This is a genomic window from Citrobacter sp. C13 (genome assembly GCF_014596815.2).
Classification (GTDB): Bacteria; Pseudomonadota; Gammaproteobacteria; order Enterobacterales; family Enterobacteriaceae; genus Citrobacter; species Citrobacter portucalensis.
Window position 1 is genome coordinate 3,845,116 of record NZ_CP115024.1, and the last position, 20,031, is coordinate 3,865,146.

A 20,031-nucleotide genomic window follows, 5' to 3' on the forward strand; every position below is an offset into this window, starting at 1 on the left:
TCTGTCGCGAGGTGGCGTATATTACGCTTTCCTCTTTCAGAGTCAACCCTCATTTTCAGATTTTTCTCTTCAACCGAACCGGCTGTTTGTGTGAAGTGATTCACATCCGCCGTGTCGATGGAGGCGCATTATAGGGAGTCGACTCAGGAAGACAAGCGGAAAAATGCAATTTTGTTTCAACCGCTCACCTTTTATCCATAACGCTTACTTTTGCTGCTTTTTTATCGCCATTGGCAGGTCTGCCAAACTATTTATGACCAAATCTGCCGCATTTTCTGCTTCCGGCGTGACGGGTTTGCCTGTGCGAACCAATACCTTCGTGCCAACATTCGCAGCTGTCGCCGCCTGCATATCTTCAATTTTGTCGCCTACCATATAAGAAGCGGCCATATCGATGTGCAAGAAGTCCCGGGCGGAGATAAACATACCAGGATGCGGTTTACGACAGTCGCAGACCTGACGATACTCTTCTACCGTACCCTGCGGGTGATGCGGGCAGTAGTAGATGCCATCCAGCTCAACGTCACGATCGGCCAGCGACCAGTCCATCCATTCGGTCAACGTTTCAAACTGCGCCTCAGTAAATTTACCACGCGCAATGCCAGACTGGTTCGTCACGATAATGAGCGCGTAACCCATCTTTTTAAGTTCACGCATGGCATCAATAACGCCGTCGATAAACTCAAACTCGTCGATCTCATGTACATAACCGTGGTCCACATTAATGGTACCGTCACGGTCGAGAAAAATTGCGGGTACAGACTTTGCCACCTTTTATAGCTCCTGAATAAGGCATGTGACTCTAGTATCGCATGTTTCAGCGGGCAAGAAAGTGCTCATCGCGCAAAGCCTGATTGATTTAGACGTCTGGATGCCTTAACATCCATCTTGTTGACGGCTTCGACCGTACCTGACAGACGAAAATGCCACGGCTAACTTAATTACGATAATAAATAACCAATGATTAAACTTTCGAATATCACCAAAGTGTTCCAGCAGGGGACTCGCACCATTCAGGCGCTAAATAATGTCAGCCTGCATGTTCCTGCCGGGCAGATTTATGGCGTTATTGGCGCCTCCGGTGCTGGTAAAAGTACGCTCATCCGCTGCGTTAACCTACTCGAACGCCCTACCGAAGGCAGCGTTCAGGTTGGCGGTCAGGAGCTGACCACGCTTTCTGAGTCGGAGTTGACTAAAGCTCGCCGCCAAATCGGCATGATTTTTCAGCACTTTAACCTGCTCTCTTCCCGTACGGTGTTCGGTAACGTCGCACTACCGCTGGAACTGGATAACACGCCAAAAGAAGAGATCAAACGCCGCGTAACAGAGCTGTTGAAGTTGGTTGGTCTTGGAGACAAGCACGATAGCTACCCGGCCAACCTTTCCGGTGGACAAAAACAGCGTGTGGCGATCGCCCGTGCGCTGGCAAGTAATCCCAAAGTGTTGCTGTGCGATGAAGCTACCAGCGCACTCGATCCGGCAACGACCCGCTCAATTCTGGAATTATTGAAAGATATTAACCGTCGTCTGGGACTCACCATTCTGCTGATTACCCACGAAATGGACGTTGTAAAACGTATTTGTGACTGCGTGGCGGTCATCAGTAATGGTGAACTGATTGAGCAGGACACCGTCAGCGAAGTTTTCTCTCATCCGAAAACGCCGCTGGCACAGAAATTTATCCAGTCCACGCTGCACCTGGATATTCCGGAAGATTATCTGGAACGTTTAAAAGCGGAGCCGGAAGCCGACAGCGTGCCGATGCTGCGTATGGAATTCACCGGCCATTCGGTCGATGCACCGCTACTTTCTGAGACGGCCCGTCGCTTTAATGTGAATAACAACATTATTAGCGCGCAGATGGATTACGCCGGCGGCGTGAAGTTCGGCATCATGCTGACTGAAATGCACGGCACACAGGAAGATACACAAGCAGCCATTAGCTGGTTGCAGGAACACCATGTAAAAGTAGAGGTACTGGGTTATGTCTGAGCCGATGATGTGGCTGCTGGTTCGCGGCGTATGGGAAACGCTGGCAATGACCTTTGTGTCCGGTTTTTTTGGCTTTGTGATTGGTCTGCCGGTCGGCGTGTTGCTGTACGTAACGCGTCCGGGGCAAATTATTGAGAACGCGAAGCTCTACCGTACGCTCTCTGCGCTGGTGAACATTTTCCGTTCCATCCCGTTCATCATCTTACTGGTATGGATGATTCCGTTCACCCGCATGATCGTAGGCACCTCTATCGGACTGCAGGCAGCTATCGTTCCGCTGACCGTCGGTGCCGCGCCGTTTATCGCCCGTATGGTGGAAAACGCGCTGCTCGAAATCCCGACCGGGCTGATAGAAGCCTCTCGTGCGATGGGCGCCACGCCGCTGCAAATTGTACGTAAGGTATTACTGCCAGAAGCGCTGCCAGGACTGGTCAATGCGGCCACCATCACCCTTATCACGCTGGTTGGTTACTCCGCGATGGGCGGTGCCGTCGGTGCCGGTGGTCTTGGACAGATTGGCTATCAGTACGGCTATATTGGTTACAACGCTACCGTAATGAATACAGTACTGGTATTGCTCGTCGTTCTGGTTTATTTAATTCAGTTATCCGGCGATCGCATCGTCCGGGCTGTCACGCACAAATAACGTTGCACACAACACTAAAAACTCATTAAGAAAAGGAAATAAGCATGGCGTTCAAATTCAAAACCTTTGCGGCAGTTGGAGCCCTGATCGGTTCTCTGGCACTTGTGGGTTGCGGTCAGGATGAAAAAGATCCTAATCACATCAAAGTGGGCGTTATTGTTGGCGCAGAGCAGCAGGTTGCAGAAGTCGCGCAGAAAGTGGCAAAAGAAAAATACGGTCTGGACGTTGAGCTGGTCACGTTTAACGATTACGTTCTGCCTAACGAAGCGCTGAGCAAAGGCGATATCGATGCTAACGCCTTCCAGCACAAACCATACCTGGACCAGCAGATCAAAGATCGTGGTTACAAGCTGGTTGCTGTAGGCAATACTTTTGTTTACCCGATTGCGGGCTACTCAAAAAAAATCAAATCACTGGATGAGCTGCAGGACGGTTCCCAGGTCGCGATTCCAAACGACCCGACTAACCTTGGTCGTTCCTTGCTGCTGCTGCAAAAAGTGGGCTTAATCAAACTGAAAGACGGTGTTGGCCTGCTGCCAACCGCGCTGGACGTGATTGAAAACCCGAAAAACCTGAAGCTGGTTGAACTGGAAGCACCGCAGCTGCCACGTTCCCTGGACGATGCACAAATCGCACTGGCGGTCATCAACACCACCTACGCCAGCCAGATCGGCCTGACTCCGGCAAAAGACGGGATCTTTGTTGAAGATAAAGATTCCCCGTACGTAAACCTGATTGTAACTCGTGAAGACAATAAAGATGCTGAGAACGTGAAGAAATTCGTTGAAGCATACCAGTCTGACGAAGTGTACGAAGCAGCAAACAAAGTCTTCAACGGCGGTGCTGTTAAGGGCTGGTAATTTTAGGCTGTTTACAGAATCTGTAATATCATCAGGACGGGCGCTTGCCCGTCTTGTCATTTATGCAAGCACCTGATTCAATATCTGACGTTTAGATCATTCATTGAGGAAATATTATGCGTGCTTTACCGATCTGTTTAGTAGCACTCTTGCTGAGCGGCTGTTCTATGTTAAGCAGATCCCCTGTTGAACCCGTTCAAAGCACCGCAACCCCGCCGAAAGCGGAGCCGGAAAAACCGAAAGCACCGCGCGCTACGCCGGTAAGAATCATTACTAACGCTGAAGATTTAGTAGGCAAACCGTTCCGCGATCTTGGCGAAGTTAGCGGTGAATCCTGCCAGGCTTCAAACCAGGATTCCCCTCCGAGCATTCCAACCGCACGCAAACGCATGCAGATAAACGCATCAAAAATGAAAGCTAATGCGGTATTGCTGCACAGTTGCGAAGTGACCAGCGGAACGCCGGGTTGCTATCGCCAGGCGGTTTGCATCGGTTCTGCACTGAACATTTCGGCGAAATGAGCCATTTTCAGTTCGAGCAAATAGGCGTTATCCGCTCACCTTATAAAGAAAAGTTCGCCGTTCCACGCCAGCCCGGTCTGGTGAAAAGCGCCAGCGGTGAACTGCATTTGCTCGCACCTTATAACCAGGCCGATGCCGTTCGCGGCCTGGAAGCCTTCAGTCATTTGTGGGTGATTTTTGTTTTTCACCAGACAATGGAAGGTGGATGGCGTCCGACCGTGCGCCCTCCCCGCCTTGGCGGCAACGCCAGAATGGGTGTCTTTGCCACGCGTTCAACGTTTCGTCCTAACCCTGTTGGCATGTCGTTGGTTGAGCTACGGGGCATCCGCTGCCATAAAGAGCACGTGATCCTCGAACTCGGTGGGCTGGATCTCGTTGATGGCACGCCAGTCGTAGATATAAAACCGTATCTACCGTTTGCCGAATCGTTACCCGATGCTCGTGCCAGCTATGCTCAGGATGCCCCCCAGGCCAGCGTAGACGTGACGTTCAGTGAAGATCTCGCGGAGCAGCTACCGAAGCTCGAACAACGTTACCCGCATCTTCGTCAGTTTATTGCCGAAGTGCTGGCGCAGGATCCGCGTCCTGCCTACCGTAAAAACGAGGAAGAAGGCAAAACCTACGCCGTCTGGCTGCTGGACTTTAACGTCCGCTGGCGCGTCACGCCGTCAGGATTTGAGGTCTTTGCTCTGGAAGCCCGCTAATTTGCGTCGCGTACTCTTTTGACATCCCTTTCTCGCTGGTAAACTAAACCACTTTTGTTTTGTGCCAGGCTCGTTTTGAGCCTGTTCGATCGTTCAACTGGAACCGTAACAACATGCGTACTAGCCAATATCTGCTCTCCACTCTGAAGGAGACACCTGCCGACGCCGAAGTCATCAGCCACCAGCTGATGCTGCGCGCCGGGATGATCCGCAAGCTGGCCTCCGGGTTATATACCTGGCTGCCGACCGGCGTGCGCGTCCTGAAAAAAGTCGAAAACATCGTGCGTGAAGAGATGAACAACGCCGGTGCGATCGAGGTGTTGATGCCGGTCGTTCAGCCTTCTGAACTGTGGGAAGAGAGCGGCCGTTGGGAACAATACGGCCCGGAACTGCTGCGTATTGCTGACCGTGGCGATCGTTCGTTCGTCCTCGGCCCAACGCATGAAGAAGTGATCACCGACCTGATCCGTAACGAGCTGAGCTCTTACAAACAACTGCCGCTGAACTTCTATCAGATCCAGACCAAATTCCGTGACGAAGTCCGTCCGCGCTTCGGCGTGATGCGCTCCCGCGAATTCCTGATGAAAGATGCATACTCTTTCCACACCTCTCAGGAATCCCTGCAGGAAACCTACGACGCGATGTACGCTGCGTATAGCAAAATCTTCAGCCGTATGGGGCTGGATTTCCGTGCAGTACAAGCGGATACCGGTTCTATTGGCGGCAGCGCCTCTCACGAATTCCAGGTGCTGGCGCAGAGCGGCGAAGACGATGTGATCTTCTCCGACTCCTCTGACTATGCGGCGAACATCGAATTTGCCGAAGCCGTTGCGCCGAAAGAGCCGCGCGCGGCAGCAACCCAGGAAATGACGCTGGTAGATACGCCGAACGCTAAAACCATCGCCGAACTGGTTGAGCAGTTCAACCTGCCTATCGAAAAAACCGTGAAAACCCTGCTGGTGAAAGCGGTTGAAGGCAGCAGCTACCCGCTGGTCGCCCTGCTGGTTCGTGGCGATCACGAGCTGAACGAAGTCAAAGCAGAAAAACTGCCGCAGGTTGCCAGCCCACTGACCTTTGCCACCGAAGAAGAAATTCGTGCGCTGGTAAAAGCAGGTCCTGGCTCGCTCGGTCCGGTGAATATGCCAATTCCGGTGGTTATCGACCGTACCGTTGCAGTAATGAGCGATTTCGCTGCCGGTGCCAACATCGACGGTAAACACTATTTCGGTATCAACTGGGATCGCGATGTGGCCACCCCGGAAGTTGCTGACATCCGTAACGTGGTCGCCGGCGACCCTAGCCCGGACGGCAAAGGTACGCTGATGATCAAACGCGGTATCGAAGTCGGCCACATCTTCCAGTTGGGTACCAAGTACTCTGAAGCGATGAAAGCAGCTGTTCAGGGCGAAGATGGCCGTAACCAGACGCTGACTATGGGCTGTTACGGTATCGGGGTCACTCGCGTGGTTGCCGCGGCTATTGAACAGAACTTTGACGATCGTGGCATCGTATGGCCAGATGCCATTGCCCCGTTCCAGGTCGCTATTCTGCCGATGAACATGCACAAATCCTACCGTGTGCAGGAGCTGGCTGAAAAGCTGTACGCTGAGCTGCGCGCGCAGGGTGTCGAAGTGCTGATGGACGATCGTAAAGAGCGTCCGGGCGTGATGTTTGCCGATATGGAACTGATCGGTATCCCACACACCATCGTACTGGGCGACCGTAACCTTGATAACGACGATATCGAATACAAATACCGTCGTAACGGCGAGAAAGAGCTGATTAAAACCGGCGACATCGTCGACTTCCTGGTCAAAGCCATTAAAGGCTAATACCAACAAAAAGGCCCTGATTATCAGGGCCTTTTTTCTATCGATTAATTACACGCTTTACCAGGGATAAATTTCGCGTCTTTATCCGCCATCAACGTTTTCACTTTCTCACCCGTATCCGGGTTTGACTCCAACGTGAAATGCGCCTCAAGCGTCAGCAGTACGGACTGTCCGTTTTCCGCACGAGCGGCTAAATAGTCGCGTTCAAGCTGAGCGTTATTCGCCACCGGCATCCGTTTACCCGTTGCGCAGTCGGTAAAGATTGCCGCGTCAGCCATATAGAAATACATGCCTCGCATCGGCATTGGCGTCACGGGTAAGCTGGCGGAAACCGGCTGGAGCGTGTAGTTAAACTGTGACTCAATCGGGTTACCTTCACGATCGAGCATTTCCAGCGCCTCGCCTTTAGCCCGGTAGTACGACTTCTCACCTTTGCTGTCGGTCAGCACCAGTTTGTCGGCTGTACGCGCCCATGTGCCATAAGAGGCAAACGAAGACGGTTCATCCCGTACGCCCTGATAGCGTTCGTTCATCACCCATGTACCGTCTTTTTCCAGAAACAGAGAGGTTTCAATCCCTTCGCAGTCCGCACAAGGTAAGATGCCACGCCAGCTTTGCTGCATCGGTTTTAATTCTGCCGCCCGCGTCGGCTGTAGTACTTCAACTTCAGTACGGTTATTACAGCCGATCAAGGAAAAAAGCGTGCAGGCAGCGACTACGGACAATATTGCTGTTTTCACTATCAATTCCTTATAAATTCTCATTCCTGCTCGTCAGTCTTGCGTTCGACGAACTCTCCCACGCAGTGCTTTCACTGTGGACTTTTGCGCCTTCGATGACAACCTGCGCTCTTTCGAGGCGCGCGTAGGGCGAGTTGCCTGTCGGCTTTTTTGCACCGCGGTTAATTCTTTTATCACCGCCACCAGTCGGGAGATTGCCGCTTCCCGATTGAGCTCCTGGCTACGGTATTCCTGCGCCTTAATGATAATAATGCCATCGCCGCTAATCAGATGATGGCTGGCAGCCAGCAGGCGTTCCTTGTAATACTCTGGCAGGCTCGAGGCCCGAATGTCAAAGCGCAAATGGATAGCCGTCGAGGTCTTGTTAACGTGCTGACCACCCGCGCCTTGTGCCCGAATCGCCGTGATTTCCAGCTCATTATCAGGGATAGAGACGTTTCGGGAGAGAACAATCATGAACGCGGCTGCCACGCGGTCAGATGAATTTCCAGATTGTTCTGAGAGTCGGACAGCCAAATAGCGCCGTCCTGAATAGTCGCCTGCAGCGCCATTGTACGACCAGCAAAATCACTCAGTTGCGCCAGCTGTTCATCATCCAGATACCACACGGTGAGATTTTTAAACTGCGCACATTTGTTCTGGTTTTGCTGCCACCAGATCTGAGCCGCACGGCTGTTGTAGGCAAACAGAGCAACCTCACCAGACTGGGTACAGGCTTTCTTGATACGGCGCTCATCCGGCAGACCCAACTCAATCCAAAGATCGATGCCCAGATGGTCGTTACGCAGCCATGCTTCAGGCTCGTCTTCCGCGCTCAGCCCACGCGTGAACTGCAGCCGCTCATCGGCATATTTAATCCAGGCAAGCAGGCGCAGCATCATGCGCTCCTGGGTTTCAGAGGGGTGACGCGCCAGCGTCAAGGCCGCGTCAAGAAACTGGTTGCGGTCAAGATCCGCTACGTTAACGACGGCTTTATAAATTGTCGCTTTAAGCGCCATGGGAGAACTCCTTTCGAATCAGGCGCACATTGTAGCGAAAACTGCGGCAAAAGGCTGCTAACTGCTCATCTATCAAGACGCTGATATTGCTTGAATGAGTATGGTATAGTCACCTTGCTAAACAGAGTTTATCTTCGTAGGCTTAGACTTGCATCCACGGTTAAGTCAGAGTGCTGACAGGAGGGCATGTGGAAAAATATTGTGAGTTAATACGCAAGCGGTACGCGGAAATCGCCAGCGGAGACTTAGGGTATATCCCGGATGCGCTGGGTTGCGTATTGAAGGTGCTTAATGAAGTGGCGGCAGACAGCGCCCTTCCAGAGTCGGTCAGGGAAAAAGCGGCCTATGCTGCCGCGAACTTACTGGTGAGCGATTATGTCAATGAATGAAACGTATCAACCCATCAACTGCGATGATTACGACAATCTTGAACTCGCCTGCCAGCACCATTTGTTACTGACGCTGGCGTTAAAAGATGGCGAAGTTTTGCAGGCGAAAGCGAACGACTTGGTTTCACGCAAAAACGTGGAGTATCTGGTCGCAGATGTCGCAGGTGAAACCCGGGAGCTTCGACTCGACAAAATTGCCAGCTTCAGCCACCCGCAGATCGGTACTGTGGTGGTCAGCGAATCCTGATTATTTTGGTGCCGGATGACGGTGCAAAGCATCTTATCCGGCCTACTTTCCACGCCAAACCAGACTCACGCCTTCTTCATCTTCCGCCGCTCCCTCACGCGTCACGAAAATACCCGCAGCCGCAATCAACGTTTCGCCGTAAAACAGCAGCGGTGTGGTATCTCGTCGCCAGGGCGGGATCCCCTGCTCCTGCCAGATTTTCTTTAATTTCCGTCCACCGTTACGCCCGACAATATGCAATAAGCCTGGTGCTTTGAAACGAATGCTGACGGTTTCATCCTCTTGCGGCATGCGCAATTCACCCGCAGAGATTAACTGAACCGAACCCAATCCGGCAGGCAGCGCCAACGGTGTTTTCCACTCTAACCATGGGATAACGGTTTCGCTTTGCCCATCGACTGACTTCACCCACCACAGCTGTGACTGATAACGACGGACCTCGTACTCCCCAAGGCGAAAACAGGGTGAGGCATCTTCCCGCGCCAGCGCCACTTCCTGCCAGATACGTTTCAGCCCATCACGGGAAGGCATCGGCGCATTTAACCCCGCCAGCCAGCGACGAAGCAGCGCGGCACGACGCACGTCGCTCACCATCATTAACGGTACCAGTAACAATGTGCCGTGGGCTGTGATGCAATCGGCTAAATCGCTGGCCAGCAGTTCATCCAGTAAACTCTCCTGCTCAGCACACAGCGCGGCGCTGCGGGCTACGGCTTGCGCGAAGTGCGGCCAGCGCTGTTGCAGCAATGGGGTAACGCGCAATCTGAGGAAATTGCGATCGTAGGTATCATCCTGATTGCTTTCATCTTCAATCCAGCATAATTCATGCTGCCGCGCCCATGCTTCTAGCGCCTCTCGCGTTTGCGCCAGCAGCGGTCGAATCAGCTGGGTTCCGGCGAACGGTGAGTTTTCGCCCATGGCGGAAAGTCCGGCAGGACCACTACCGCGCTTAAGCGCCAGCAAAAAGGTTTCACACTGGTCATCGAGATGCTGGGCGGTCATCAGCACCTCGCCCGGTAGTAAGGTCTGCGCAAATGCCTGATAGCGCGCGCGTCGTGCCTGAGCTTCGATGCCCAGACCATCATCCTCAAGGTGTACCCGCTCAACCACCAGCGGCACCTGCCACTGCATACATACTGACTCACAGTGCTGCACCCAACTGTCTGCATGTGGGCTTAATCCGTGATGAATATGGATTGCGCGTAAAGCGACCTCAGGATGCTGCGCTCGCCACTGCACCAGCTGATGCAGGAGTACGGTTGAGTCCAGCCCGCCGCTAAAGGCGACCAAAATCGATTGAAAATTCAGCAGTGAAGTGTTCAGCGTGAGTGTCGTCATGATGGTTACTTACAATGGCATTGCCCGGCACGTTACCGGGCTAACACCACAATGACAAGCCTTACATCTCGTACAGTTCGAGGGGCAATCCGTCCGGATCGTTGAAAAACGTAAAGCGTTTACCGGTAAATGGATCGATACGTATGGATTCACACTTCACGTGGTGTGCTTCCAGATGCGCGATCGACTTTTCCACATCCTCCACACTGAACGCCAGATGACGCAAACCGCAGGCTTCCGGTCGGCTCGGACGGCAAGGTGGAAACGGGAAAGAAAAAAGCTCAATCACATACTGGCCGTTCAATGCCAGATCGCCTTTCCACGAGTCTCTCTCTTCCCGATAGGCTTCGCTCATCAGTGTAAAGCCAAGCACATCGCAGTAAAATGCCTTACTCGCCGCGTAGTCCGTCGCAATAATGGCAATATGGTGAACCTGTTTTAATCCCAGCATAGCGTCATCGCCTCTTTCATTTTTCTCTCAGCACGTTACTCGTACATCTTAGGGTCAGGCAAGTCGTTATGCCATTTTTAAGACTCTCACGCGATACACACCATCCTCGCCCAGTTTAGCGCCATGGATATCGGTTTCAAATCCCGGGTAGCGCTGCCCCACTGAACACAGCATCAGAAGAAAATCGAGGACAGCCCGGCTTTTAGCAGTGATCATTTCCCCGGGCATCAAGAGCGGCACGCCGGGAGGATAAGGCAGGATCATATTGGCGGACACGCGTCCTACCAGTTGATCAAGCGCCACGGTTTCCACCTCACCTTTGATCTGCCGCTGCCAGGCCTGGTGCGGTGTCATATTCATTTCCGGCAAGGTATCAAATGCCCGCAGCATCAGTCCGGAGAGATCGTGCTGGCGGATCAGCTTATGGATCCCCTGTGCCAGATCCTGAATACGCATATTGCGATAGAAATCGGGATCTTCAGCATACAGATCCGGCAGCATATTTTTCACGCGTAAATTCAGATCGTACGAGCGCTTAAATTCCGTCAGGCCACGTAGCAGCCCCATCGCCCGGGTTTTATCAATGCCAATACTGAACAGGAACAACAGGTTATACGGTCCCGTTTTTTCGACGACGACGCCGCGTTCATCAAGGAATTTCGCCACCAGCGCCGCGGGGATCCCCTCTTCGCTCATATTTCCCTGTTCATCCATTCCCGGCGTCAGAATCGTGACCTTCACCGGGTCGAGGAACATGTGGTCGGCATCAGCATCAATAAATCCGTGCCAGTCTTCACCTGGCGCTACCGGCCAACATTCTGCTTCATCGACCTTTTCCGGCTGCCAGATATCAAAGAACCAGCCATCCGACTCTTCGCGCAGACGCTGCACTTCTTTACGGAAATGCAACGCCCGTTCCACCGAACGATTGATTAACCGCTTGCCGGAATTGCCACGCAGCATTGCCGCCGCCGTTTCTATCGACGCCACAATCGGATAGCTCGGAGACGTGGAGGTATGCATCATAAAGGCTTCGTTAAACGTGTCTTCATCATAGTCACCCTTAATGTGGATCAGCGAAGCCTGTGACAACGCCGCCAGCATCTTGTGGGTGGACTGGGTTTCAAAAATCAGCTTTCCCGGTACCCGTTCGCCGCTCATCCCGCTTTTTCCCTGATAGATCGGATGAAAATGGGTATACGGCACCCAGGCTGAATCAAAATGGATGGAGGGCACATCCAGGGTTTGCTTGATCCAGTTGGTGTTATAAAGCAGCCCGTCATAGGTGGAGTTGGTGATCACCGCGTGTATCGGCCATTGCGCCTGAGTCGTCTCTTCTACCTTGCGTTCAATACTTGCGCGGGTAAATTCCCGACGGGGTATACCGCCGAGGATCCCCAACGCGTTACGCGTAGGCTTCAGCCAGATTGGCACCACATCGCTCATCATCAGCAAATGCGCCAGCGACTTATGGCAGTTGCGGTCAATCAGTAACGTACTGCCTGCAGGCGCAGCATACATGCCGACAATCTTGTTCGATGTCGAGGTGCCGTTGGTCACCATATAGCTCTGCTCAGCACCAAAGGTGCGAGCGATGTACTCCTCCGCTTCGAGGTGTGGTCCGGTATGATCAAGCAATGAACCCAGTTCGGTTACGGAAATGGACACGTCGGCTTTCAGCGTATTGCCGCCAAAGAAATCATAGAACAGGCAGCCGACCGGGCTTTTCTGGTACGCCGTACCCGCCATGTGCCCGGGCGTACAGAAGGTATACTTTCCTTCCTTCACATAGGTAAACAGCGCCTTGGTGAACGGAGGCGTGATGTTATCGAGGTATTCGCTGGTGTACTGACGGATGCGGGTGGCAATATCTTCAGACTGACCCAGCGCATACTCAAAAAACCACAGCGCCATGCGCAAGTCGTGCGCACTGACATCCATCGTCGAATGGGTATTAATAAAGGCGTAGAGCGGGAGATACTCGTTGAGCTGGTTGATGTCACTGCACAGCTCCAGGCTATATTCATCCCAGTCAAAAATGACGCCGCAAATTCGCGGGTTGTGTTCGATAAACTTCAGCAGGTCAACGCTATTCTGCGGCCAGATAATCTGAAATCCCTGCTGTTGCAGCGCACGTTCAAGTTCCTTGATGGGCTCATCTTTATAAAAGACGCCATGCGGTCCCATGATGGCAATGATATTCATTCGTTCCTCCTGGAAAAACCTTAGTTAATCATAGCCTGGCCAAACCACAGGTAAAAAAAAGGGCCACAACGTTGTGGCCCTTTTCGGAATTAATGCAGTTTACGCGTAACCGTAGCTCATCAGACGCTGGTAACGACGGTTTTTCAGATCGTCTTTGCTTAACACGTCGAGATCGGCGAGATCGGCCAGCAGCTGTGCTTTCAGGGACGCAGCCATCACTTCCGGATTGCGGTGTGCGCCGCCTAACGGTTCCGGAATGATAGAGTCGATAAGCTTCAGCTCTTTCAGACGCGGGGCAACAATTCCCATCGCTTCTGCGGCCAGCGGTGCTTTGTCGGCGCTTTTCCACAGAATTGAAGCACAACCTTCCGGGGAGATAACGGAATAGGTGCTGTATTGCAGCATATTCACTTTATCGCCTACACCGATCGCCAGCGCGCCACCGGAACCACCTTCACCGATAACGGTACAGATTACCGGTACGCTCAGACGCGACATTTCACGCAGGTTGCGTGCGATCGCTTCTGACTGACCACGCTCTTCCGCGCCCACGCCCGGGTAAGCCCCTGGGGTGTCGATGAAGGTAATGATCGGCATGTTGAAACGCTCGGCCATTTCCATCAGACGCAGCGCTTTGCGATAGCCTTCCGGCGCTGGCATGCCGAAATTACGGCGAATCTTTTCTTTGGTCTCACGGCCTTTCTGATGACCAATGATCATCACCGGACGGCCATCAAGACGCGCGATACCGCCGACAATAGCTTTATCATCCGCATAGGCACGATCGCCCGCCAGCTCATCAAATTCATCAAACGCCAGGCGGACATAATCCAGGGTGTACGGACGCTGTGGATGGCGCGCCAGTTGGGCTACCTGCCATGCGCCAAGATCGGCGAAGATTTTACGCGTCAGTTCTACGCTTTTTTCACGCAGACGATGCACTTCTTCATCGATGTTAATATCCAGTTTCTCATCCTGACGGCTAACCGCAGTCAAAGAATCGATTTTTGCTTCCAGCTCTGCAATCGGCTGTTCAAAATCAAGGAAATTCAGACTCATAGTATTCCTGTATTAGTCAAACTCCAGTTCCACCTGCTCCGAACCAATAAGGCCACGGAGATCGTTTAGCAAACGATCGCTCGGAGAGACACGCCACGTCGCGCCAAAACGCAACCGCGCACGTGCATCCGCCCTCTGATAGTAGAGATGTACTGGAATTGTCCCCGAGCGGTGGGGTTCCAGAGACTGACGGAGTCGGTTTAAAAGCTGGTCATCAATTTGCCTGTCCGTCAGCGAGATAGCAAGCCCGCGAGCATATTTTTCCCGGGCTTCGTCAATATCCATGACTTCACGGGCCATCATTTTAAGCCCGCCGCTGAAGTCATCAAAGCTGACCTGTCCGCTGACGATAAGTATGCGGTCTTTTTCCAGCAATTGCTGGTATTTATCCAGAGCATCGGTAAACAACATAACTTCCAGACGTCCGGAACGGTCATCCAGTGTACAGATGCCGATACGATTGCCGCGCTTGGTGACCATTACCCGCGCAGCAATGACGAGCCCCGCAGCCGTGGTGACTTTACCACGTTCTGTCGGATGCATGTCTTTCAGCCTGTAGCCTCCGACATAGCGCTCAATTTCTTTTAAATACTGGTTGATGGGGTGTCCCGTCAGGTAAAGCCCCAACGTTTCACGCTCACCATCTAATACCACCTGCTCCGGCCACGGTTGGCAACTGGCATAGGATTGTTCAATTTGCTCCGGTTCTTCCGCCAGCACGCCAAACATATCGGCCTGACCGATGGCTTCGGCTTTTGCATGCTGATCGGCGGCTTTTAGCGCATCGTTGAGCGAATTCATCAACGCCGCACGATGCGGGCCAAGGCGATCAAACGCCCCAGACATGATTAGCTTTTCCAGCACCCGGCGATTAAGTTTTTTGATATCCGTGCGCGCACAGAGATCAAACAGCTCACGGAAGTAACCGCCTTCGTTACGCGCCTCAATAATAGCTTCAATTGGTCCTTCACCCACGCCTTTTATCGCGCCGATGCCATAAACAATCTCGCCATCATCATTCACGTGAAAATGGTAAAGCCCGGAGTTGATGTCCGGCGGCAGGATTTTGAGCCCCATACGCCAGCATTCATCTACCAGCCCGACCACTTTCTCAGTGTTATCCATATCGGCGGTCATTACCGCCGCCATAAACTCAGCAGGATAATGCGCCTTCAGCCACAGCGTCTGGTAAGAGACGAGCGCATAGGCTGCGGAGTGCGATTTGTTAAATCCGTAACCGGCGAATTTCTCCACCAGGTCAAAGATTTTCATCGCCAGTTCGCCGTCTACGCCGCGCTTTTTCGCCCCTTCTTCAAAGGTGCCGCGCTGCTTAGCCATCTCTTCCGGCTTTTTCTTACCCATCGCACGACGCAGCATATCCGCGCCGCCAAGAGTGTACCCGGACAACTCCTGGGCAATCTGCATAACCTGTTCCTGATACAGGATAATGCCGTAGGTCGGCTCCAGTACCGGTTTCAGACACTCATGCTGCCATTGTACGTCCGGGTAGGAAATCTCTTCGCGACCATGCTTACGGTCGATAAAGTTATCTACCATCCCCGACTGTAGCGGACCAGGGCGGAACAGAGCCACCAGTGCGATCATGTCTTCGAAGCAGTCAGGCTGCAGACGTTTGATCAGGTCTTTCATACCGCGGGATTCAAGCTGGAAGACAGCCGTGGTCTCCGAGCGTTGCAGCATATCGAAGCTTTTCTTGTCATCCAGCGGGATAGCCGCAATATCCAGCGGTGGCTCACCGTTCTTTTCACGGCGCGCGTTGATCATTTCCAGCGCCCAGTTGATGATGGTGAGCGTACGCAGGCCGAGGAAGTCGAACTTCACAAGACCGGCATATTCCACGTCGTTCTTATCAAACTGAGTAACCGGGTGCAGCCCCTGTTCATCGCAGTACAGCGGCGCAAAATCAGTAATTTTTGTCGGTGCGATAACCACACCACCGGCGTGCTTACCGGCGTTACGCGTGACGCCTTCCAGCTTACGCGCCATATCGATCAGCGCTTTAACCTCTTCATCTGCCTCATAGATTTCCGGCAGTTGCGGTTCGGCTTCAAAGGCTTTTGCCAGCGTCATGCCCGGATCGGGCGGCACCAGTTTCGAAATACGGTCAACGAAACCGTACGGATGCCCCAGCACACGGCCCACGTCGCGGATAACTGCTTTTGCAGCCATCGTACCAAAGGTAATAATCTGCGAAACCGCATCACGACCGTACATTTCCGCCACGTGCTCGATAACCTGGTCGCGTTTCTCCATACAGAAGTCAACGTCGAAGTCGGGCATTGAGACACGTTCCGGGTTAAGGAAACGTTCGAACAGCAGGTCAAATTCCAGCGGATCGAGATCGGTAATTTTCAGCGCATAGGCGACAAGTGAGCCAGCGCCGGAACCACGTCCCGGGCCTACCGGTACGCCGTTATCTTTCGACCACTGGATAAATTCCATAACGATCAGGAAGTAGCCAGGGAATCCCATCTGGTTGATAACTTTAAGTTCAACTTCCAGACGTTCATCGTAAGGCGGGCGCTTCTGCGCACGAACTTCAGGGTCAGGGAACAAAAATTCGAGACGTTCTTCCAGACCTTCGCGTGATTTCGCCACGAGGAAATCCTCGGTGGTCATATCGCCGGTCGGGAACTGCGGCAGGAAATATTCGCCCAGACGCACCGTCACGTTGCAGCGTTTGGCTATCTCGACAGTGTTTTGCAGTGCTTCCGGAATATCCGAGAACAGCTCGCACATCTCATCTTCGCTGCGCATGTATTGCTGCGGCGAATAGTTACGCGGGCGTTTCGGGTCATCAAGGGTGAACCCGTCGTGGATCGCTACGCGGATTTCATGTGCGTCGAAATCTCCGGTTTCCAGGAAGCGGACATCGTTAGTCGCCACCACCGGTAGACCACGCGTTTCGGCCAGCGCTACGGCTGCGTGCAGATAATTTTCTTCATCTTGCCTGCCGGTGCGAATCAGTTCGAGGAAATAGCAATTGGGAAAATGTTCTTCGTAAAACGCCACACACTCGTCAACCAGTGCGCTATTGCCGCGCAGCAGGCTGCGTCCGACATCGCCCATGCGACCGCCGGAGAGCAAAATCAAACCTTCTTTTAGCTCGACCAACCAGTCCCGGTCGATAACCGGTCCTTCTGCGCCATAGCCGCGCTGATAGGCTTTCGAAATCAACAACGTCAGGTTCTGATAGCCGGTATTATTTGCGGCCAGCACGGTGAGCTGCGTGAGTTCATCGCCCAACAGCTCACTGCGGACATGAAAATCTGCGCCAACTATCGGCTTGATACCCGCACCGTGGCCCGCTCCGTAAAACTTCACCAGACCACACAGGTTGGTAAAATCGGTGATCGCCAGCGCAGGCATGCCTAACGCGGCCGCCTTTTTTACCAGCGGCCCGGTTTTCGCCAGCCCATCGATCATGGAGTAGTCGCTGTGCACCCGTAGGTGGACGAAACGTGGTTCAGACATCTTCAGATTCCTTCGACACAAGAATCAGGACGAGAGTCCCAGTGCGCGTTTGACGGGGCCAAAGCTGCGGCGATGGTGCTCAGTCGCACCATGCAGTGCCAATTTTTCCAGATGAAATGCGGTTGGATAGCCTTTGTGCTGTGCAAAACCATACTGTGGAAAAACCGTATCCAGCGCCGCCATTTCAGCATCACGAGTGACTTTTGCCAGAATCGATGCGGCGCTAATCTCCGCCACGCGGCTATCGCCTTTGACCACCGCCATCGACGGTACCGGTAATGCCGGGCAACGATTGCCGTCAATCAGCACGTATTCGGGCGCAATATGCAAACCCGCAACCGCACGCTGCATAGCCAGCATGGTGGCATGCAAAATGTTCAGCTCGTCGATTTCATGCGGTTCCGCCCGACCCAGGCTCCAGCTTAACGCTTTTTCTTTAATTTCATCAAACAGCGCCAGGCGACGTTTTTCTGACAGTTTTTTGGAGTCATTAAGACCGATAATAGGGCGAGCCGGATCCAGAATGACGGCAGCAGTGACGACCGCACCGACCAAAGGGCCGCGCCCGACTTCATCCACACCCGCCACTAAATGCGTATGCGGATACACAAATTCAATCATTGCGCTAACTCCAGGACCGCATCCGCCGCCTGCTCATCAGCATTGCAACGGATCTGCTGGTGCAGTTCACGGAATGTGTCGTGCATCGCATGGCTGGTTTTACCATTTGCCAGCAACGGCAACAGCGCTTGCGACAGCGCCTGCGGTTCACACTCTTCCTGCAACAGCTCTTTAACCAGTTCTCTTCCCGCCAGCAGGTTCGGTAGCGAAACGTAATCCGTTTTCACCAGGCGCTTCGCCAGCCAAAAGGTGAAGGGTTTCATACGGTAGCCAACCACCATCGGGCATTTTGCCAGCATACATTCCAGCGCGGCGGTACCAGAAGCCAGCAGTGCGGCATCGCTGGCCACCATTGCTTCACGTCCCATCCCATTGAGCAGATGTACAGAAAGCTCCGGTGCAACTTCCGCTTTAATGCGTTCAAACTGCTCGCGACGTTTGGCATTCACCAACGGCACCACCACTTCGAGATCCGGATAATGCTGGCGTAATAGCTGCGCCGTTTTCAGAAAATCGGCGCTGAGCATTTCCACTTCTGCACCACGGCTTCCTGGCAGTAGCGCCAGGCAGTGAGCGTCATGAGGAATGCCCAGAACATCACGCGCCGCATTTTTATCCGGGTCCAACGGCATGGCATCTGCCATGGTATGACCGATAAAGCGGCACGGGACGTTAAATTTGTCATAAAACGCCTTTTCGAAAGGCAGAAAGGCCAGCACCATGTTGGTGGATCTGCCTATTTTGAAAACGCGTTTCTGTCGCCACGCCCAAACGGACGGACTGACATAATGAATGGTTTTAATGCCCTGTCTTTTCAAATTCCCTTCGAGGGTAATATTGAAATCAGGTGCATCAATGCCGACGAAAACATCCGGCTTTAAGTCGGTGAATCGGCGAGTGAGGTCGGCACGAATATGCAGTAAACGGCGCAGGCGTCCGAGCACTTCAACAATGCCCATGACCGCCAACTCTTCCATTTCGTACCAGGCTTCACAACCTTCGGCCTGCATCAGCGGACCCGCCACGCCAACAAAGCGCGCATTGGGAACGCGAGCCTTGAGTGCACGGATTAACCCTGCACCAAGAATATCGCCGGAGGTTTCTCCGGCGACGAGGGCAATCGTTAAAGGACGCTGTTCAGTCATTAACGAATCAGGCCACGCGTTGAGCGCTCAAAGAAGTCGCTGAAAGCCTGAACTTCGGGGTACTGTTTCGCCAGTTCCGCGATTTCTGGTTTCACTTCTTCCAGCGTTTTACCGCTACGGTACAACGCTTTGTAGGCGTTACGAATCGCGGTAATCGCTTCGCGGGTGAATCCACGACGCTTCAGACCTTCGATATTGACGCCAAACGGCGTCGCGTGGTTGCCCTGGGCGATAACGTACGGAGGCACGTCCTGGGCTACACCAGAACAGCCGCCAACCATCACATGCGCACCGATGATGCAGAACTGATGCACCGCAGTCATGCCGCCGATGATAACAAAATCATCAAGCGAAACATGTCCGGCAAGCGTGGCGTTATTCGCCAGAATACAGCGGTTGCCTACCGTACAATCATGCGCGACGTGCGCATTAATCATCAGTAAGTTATCGCTGCCCACCTTCGTCACTCCACCGCCCTGCACTGTGCCACGATGAATGGTGACGCTTTCGCGAATGCGGTTGCGATCGCCAATTTCCACACGGGTCGGTTCGCCAGCATATTTAAGATCCTGGTTAACTTCACCGATGGAGGCAAACTGATAGATCTCGTTATCGCGACCAATTTTTGTATGGCCATTCACGACAACGTGAGACTTCAGTACGGTACCCTCACCAATTTCAACATGGGGTCCAACAATACAAAATGGGCCAATGTGAGCATTGGCACCGATGCTGGCGCCCTCTTCTACAATGGCGGTCGGGTGAATAAAGGCGGATTTATCAATCAC

Annotated in this window: 20 protein-coding genes; 8 read left to right on the forward strand and 12 right to left on the reverse strand. The window is 53.1% G+C overall.

The genetic code is table 11. From position 1 onward, the window contains the following. Positions 1-204: 204 nt before the first annotated feature. On the reverse strand, positions 205-771 hold the full coding sequence (gene gmhB, locus IB222_RS18460) for a D-glycero-beta-D-manno-heptose 1,7-bisphosphate 7-phosphatase (protein WP_008786280.1): 567 nt from the start codon (positions 769-771) through the stop codon (positions 205-207). Between the two features lie 189 nt (positions 772-960). Between gmhB and metN the strand changes: the two genes are divergently transcribed. From metN to proS, 6 genes are all read left to right on the forward strand, one after another. Then, positions 961-1,992, forward strand: coding sequence for a methionine ABC transporter ATP-binding protein MetN (gene metN, locus IB222_RS18465; RefSeq protein WP_149384432.1), 1,032 nt, complete (start codon positions 961-963; stop codon positions 1,990-1,992). Further along, positions 1,985-2,638, forward strand: coding sequence for a methionine ABC transporter permease MetI (locus tag IB222_RS18470; RefSeq protein WP_003018471.1), 654 nt, complete (start codon positions 1,985-1,987; stop codon positions 2,636-2,638). Before metN ends, IB222_RS18470 begins: the two co-directional genes overlap by 8 nt. A 44-nt stretch (positions 2,639-2,682) precedes the next feature. Next, positions 2,683-3,498: a methionine ABC transporter substrate-binding lipoprotein MetQ gene (gene metQ / locus IB222_RS18475; RefSeq protein WP_003829145.1), complete on the forward strand. Its 816-nt coding sequence runs from the start codon at positions 2,683-2,685 to the stop codon at positions 3,496-3,498. Between the two features lie 116 nt (positions 3,499-3,614). Then, entirely contained in the window at positions 3,615-4,019 is a 405-nt protein-coding gene (rcsF, locus tag IB222_RS18480; RefSeq protein ID WP_003018477.1) for an Rcs stress response system protein RcsF, read from the forward strand. After that, a complete protein-coding gene (gene tsaA, locus IB222_RS18485) occupies positions 4,016-4,723 on the forward strand; it encodes a tRNA (N6-threonylcarbamoyladenosine(37)-N6)-methyltransferase TrmO (RefSeq protein ID WP_003829147.1) in 708 nt (235 codons plus the stop codon). The genes rcsF and tsaA overlap by 4 nt, the downstream gene beginning before the upstream one ends. Positions 4,724-4,836: 113 nt before the next feature. Then, positions 4,837-6,555 carry a proline--tRNA ligase gene (proS, locus tag IB222_RS18490; RefSeq protein WP_149384433.1) on the forward strand — a complete coding sequence of 573 codons (1,719 nt, stop codon included), beginning with the start codon at positions 4,837-4,839 and terminating at the stop codon, positions 6,553-6,555. A 44-nt stretch (positions 6,556-6,599) separates the two neighbouring features. Here the strand turns inward: proS and nlpE are convergent, their stop codons facing one another. From nlpE to IB222_RS18505, 3 genes are read right to left on the reverse strand one after another with little or no spacing between them, the layout of a single operon-like run. Next, positions 6,600-7,295 (reverse strand): envelope stress response activation lipoprotein NlpE, encoded by a 696-nt coding sequence (nlpE, locus tag IB222_RS18495; protein WP_003018485.1) that lies wholly within the window; start codon positions 7,293-7,295, stop codon positions 6,600-6,602. Positions 7,296-7,328: 33 nt separating this feature from the next. After that, positions 7,329-7,751 (reverse strand): alternative ribosome rescue aminoacyl-tRNA hydrolase ArfB, encoded by a 423-nt coding sequence (gene arfB / locus IB222_RS18500; RefSeq protein ID WP_032942412.1) that lies wholly within the window; start codon positions 7,749-7,751, stop codon positions 7,329-7,331. Beyond that, positions 7,748-8,293, reverse strand: a complete 546-nt coding sequence (locus IB222_RS18505; RefSeq protein ID WP_003018497.1) for a YaeQ family protein — start codon at positions 8,291-8,293, stop codon at positions 7,748-7,750. The genes arfB and IB222_RS18505 overlap by 4 nt, the downstream gene beginning before the upstream one ends. A 188-nt stretch (positions 8,294-8,481) precedes the next feature. Here IB222_RS18505 and IB222_RS18510 point away from each other — a divergent pair, with 188 nt between their 5' ends. Both IB222_RS18510 and rof read left to right on the forward strand, forming a co-directional pair. After that, entirely contained in the window at positions 8,482-8,682 is a 201-nt protein-coding gene (locus IB222_RS18510) for a YaeP family protein (protein WP_003018499.1), read from the forward strand. Next, entirely contained in the window at positions 8,669-8,929 is a 261-nt protein-coding gene (rof, locus tag IB222_RS18515; RefSeq protein WP_003018503.1) for a Rho-binding antiterminator, read from the forward strand. The genes IB222_RS18510 and rof overlap by 14 nt, the downstream gene beginning before the upstream one ends. A gap of 42 nt (positions 8,930-8,971) precedes the next feature. On the opposite strand, the gene tilS is transcribed toward rof, so the two are convergent. From tilS to lpxA, 8 genes are all read right to left on the reverse strand, one after another. Continuing rightward, on the reverse strand, positions 8,972-10,267 hold the full coding sequence (gene tilS, locus IB222_RS18520) for a tRNA lysidine(34) synthetase TilS (RefSeq protein ID WP_149384434.1): 1,296 nt from the start codon (positions 10,265-10,267) through the stop codon (positions 8,972-8,974). 61 nt (positions 10,268-10,328) lie between these two features. Continuing rightward, complete coding sequence (locus tag IB222_RS18525) at positions 10,329-10,718, reverse strand: VOC family protein (protein WP_008786273.1); 390 nt, start codon at positions 10,716-10,718, stop codon at positions 10,329-10,331. A gap of 66 nt (positions 10,719-10,784) precedes the next feature. After that, positions 10,785-12,923, reverse strand: a complete 2,139-nt coding sequence (gene ldcC / locus IB222_RS18530) for a lysine decarboxylase LdcC (RefSeq protein ID WP_149384435.1) — start codon at positions 12,921-12,923, stop codon at positions 10,785-10,787. A gap of 99 nt (positions 12,924-13,022) precedes the next feature. Then, positions 13,023-13,982, reverse strand: a complete 960-nt coding sequence (gene accA, locus IB222_RS18535; protein WP_003829164.1) for an acetyl-CoA carboxylase carboxyl transferase subunit alpha — start codon at positions 13,980-13,982, stop codon at positions 13,023-13,025. Positions 13,983-13,994: 12 nt separating this feature from the next. Beyond that, positions 13,995-17,477, reverse strand: coding sequence for a DNA polymerase III subunit alpha (gene dnaE, locus IB222_RS18540; protein WP_008786271.1), 3,483 nt, complete (start codon positions 17,475-17,477; stop codon positions 13,995-13,997). Between the two features lie 24 nt (positions 17,478-17,501). Next, positions 17,502-18,098, reverse strand: a complete 597-nt coding sequence (gene rnhB, locus IB222_RS18545) for a ribonuclease HII (protein WP_003018518.1) — start codon at positions 18,096-18,098, stop codon at positions 17,502-17,504. Beyond that, positions 18,095-19,243, reverse strand: coding sequence for a lipid-A-disaccharide synthase (lpxB, locus tag IB222_RS18550; RefSeq protein WP_063941139.1), 1,149 nt, complete (start codon positions 19,241-19,243; stop codon positions 18,095-18,097). The genes rnhB and lpxB overlap by 4 nt, the downstream gene beginning before the upstream one ends. Next, a complete protein-coding gene (gene lpxA, locus IB222_RS18555; protein ID WP_003018525.1) occupies positions 19,243-20,031 on the reverse strand; it encodes an acyl-ACP--UDP-N-acetylglucosamine O-acyltransferase in 789 nt (262 codons plus the stop codon). The genes lpxB and lpxA overlap by 1 nt, the downstream gene beginning before the upstream one ends.

Coding starts and splice junctions, on each gene's coding strand:
- IB222_RS18505 (WP_003018497.1), bottom strand. CDS start 8,293: ATGGCGCTTAAAGCGACAATTTATAAAGCCGTCGTTAACGTAGCGGAT.
- tsaA (WP_003829147.1), top strand. CDS start 4,016: ATGAGCCATTTTCAGTTCGAGCAAATAGGCGTTATCCGCTCACCTTAT.
- proS (WP_149384433.1), top strand. CDS start 4,837: ATGCGTACTAGCCAATATCTGCTCTCCACTCTGAAGGAGACACCTGCC.
- rcsF (WP_003018477.1), top strand. CDS start 3,615: ATGCGTGCTTTACCGATCTGTTTAGTAGCACTCTTGCTGAGCGGCTGT.
- dnaE (WP_008786271.1), bottom strand. CDS start 17,477: ATGTCTGAACCACGTTTCGTCCACCTACGGGTGCACAGCGACTACTCC.
- tilS (WP_149384434.1), bottom strand. CDS start 10,267: ATGACGACACTCACGCTGAACACTTCACTGCTGAATTTTCAATCGATT.
- accA (WP_003829164.1), bottom strand. CDS start 13,982: ATGAGTCTGAATTTCCTTGATTTTGAACAGCCGATTGCAGAGCTGGAA.
- ldcC (WP_149384435.1), bottom strand. CDS start 12,923: ATGAATATCATTGCCATCATGGGACCGCATGGCGTCTTTTATAAAGAT.
- lpxB (WP_063941139.1), bottom strand. CDS start 19,243: ATGACTGAACAGCGTCCTTTAACGATTGCCCTCGTCGCCGGAGAAACC.
- rof (WP_003018503.1), top strand. CDS start 8,669: ATGTCAATGAATGAAACGTATCAACCCATCAACTGCGATGATTACGAC.
- rnhB (WP_003018518.1), bottom strand. CDS start 18,098: ATGATTGAATTTGTGTATCCGCATACGCATTTAGTGGCGGGTGTGGAT.
- metQ (WP_003829145.1), top strand. CDS start 2,683: ATGGCGTTCAAATTCAAAACCTTTGCGGCAGTTGGAGCCCTGATCGGT.
- metN (WP_149384432.1), top strand. CDS start 961: ATGATTAAACTTTCGAATATCACCAAAGTGTTCCAGCAGGGGACTCGC.
- IB222_RS18470 (WP_003018471.1), top strand. CDS start 1,985: ATGTCTGAGCCGATGATGTGGCTGCTGGTTCGCGGCGTATGGGAAACG.
- IB222_RS18525 (WP_008786273.1), bottom strand. CDS start 10,718: ATGCTGGGATTAAAACAGGTTCACCATATTGCCATTATTGCGACGGAC.
- arfB (WP_032942412.1), bottom strand. CDS start 7,751: ATGATTGTTCTCTCCCGAAACGTCTCTATCCCTGATAATGAGCTGGAA.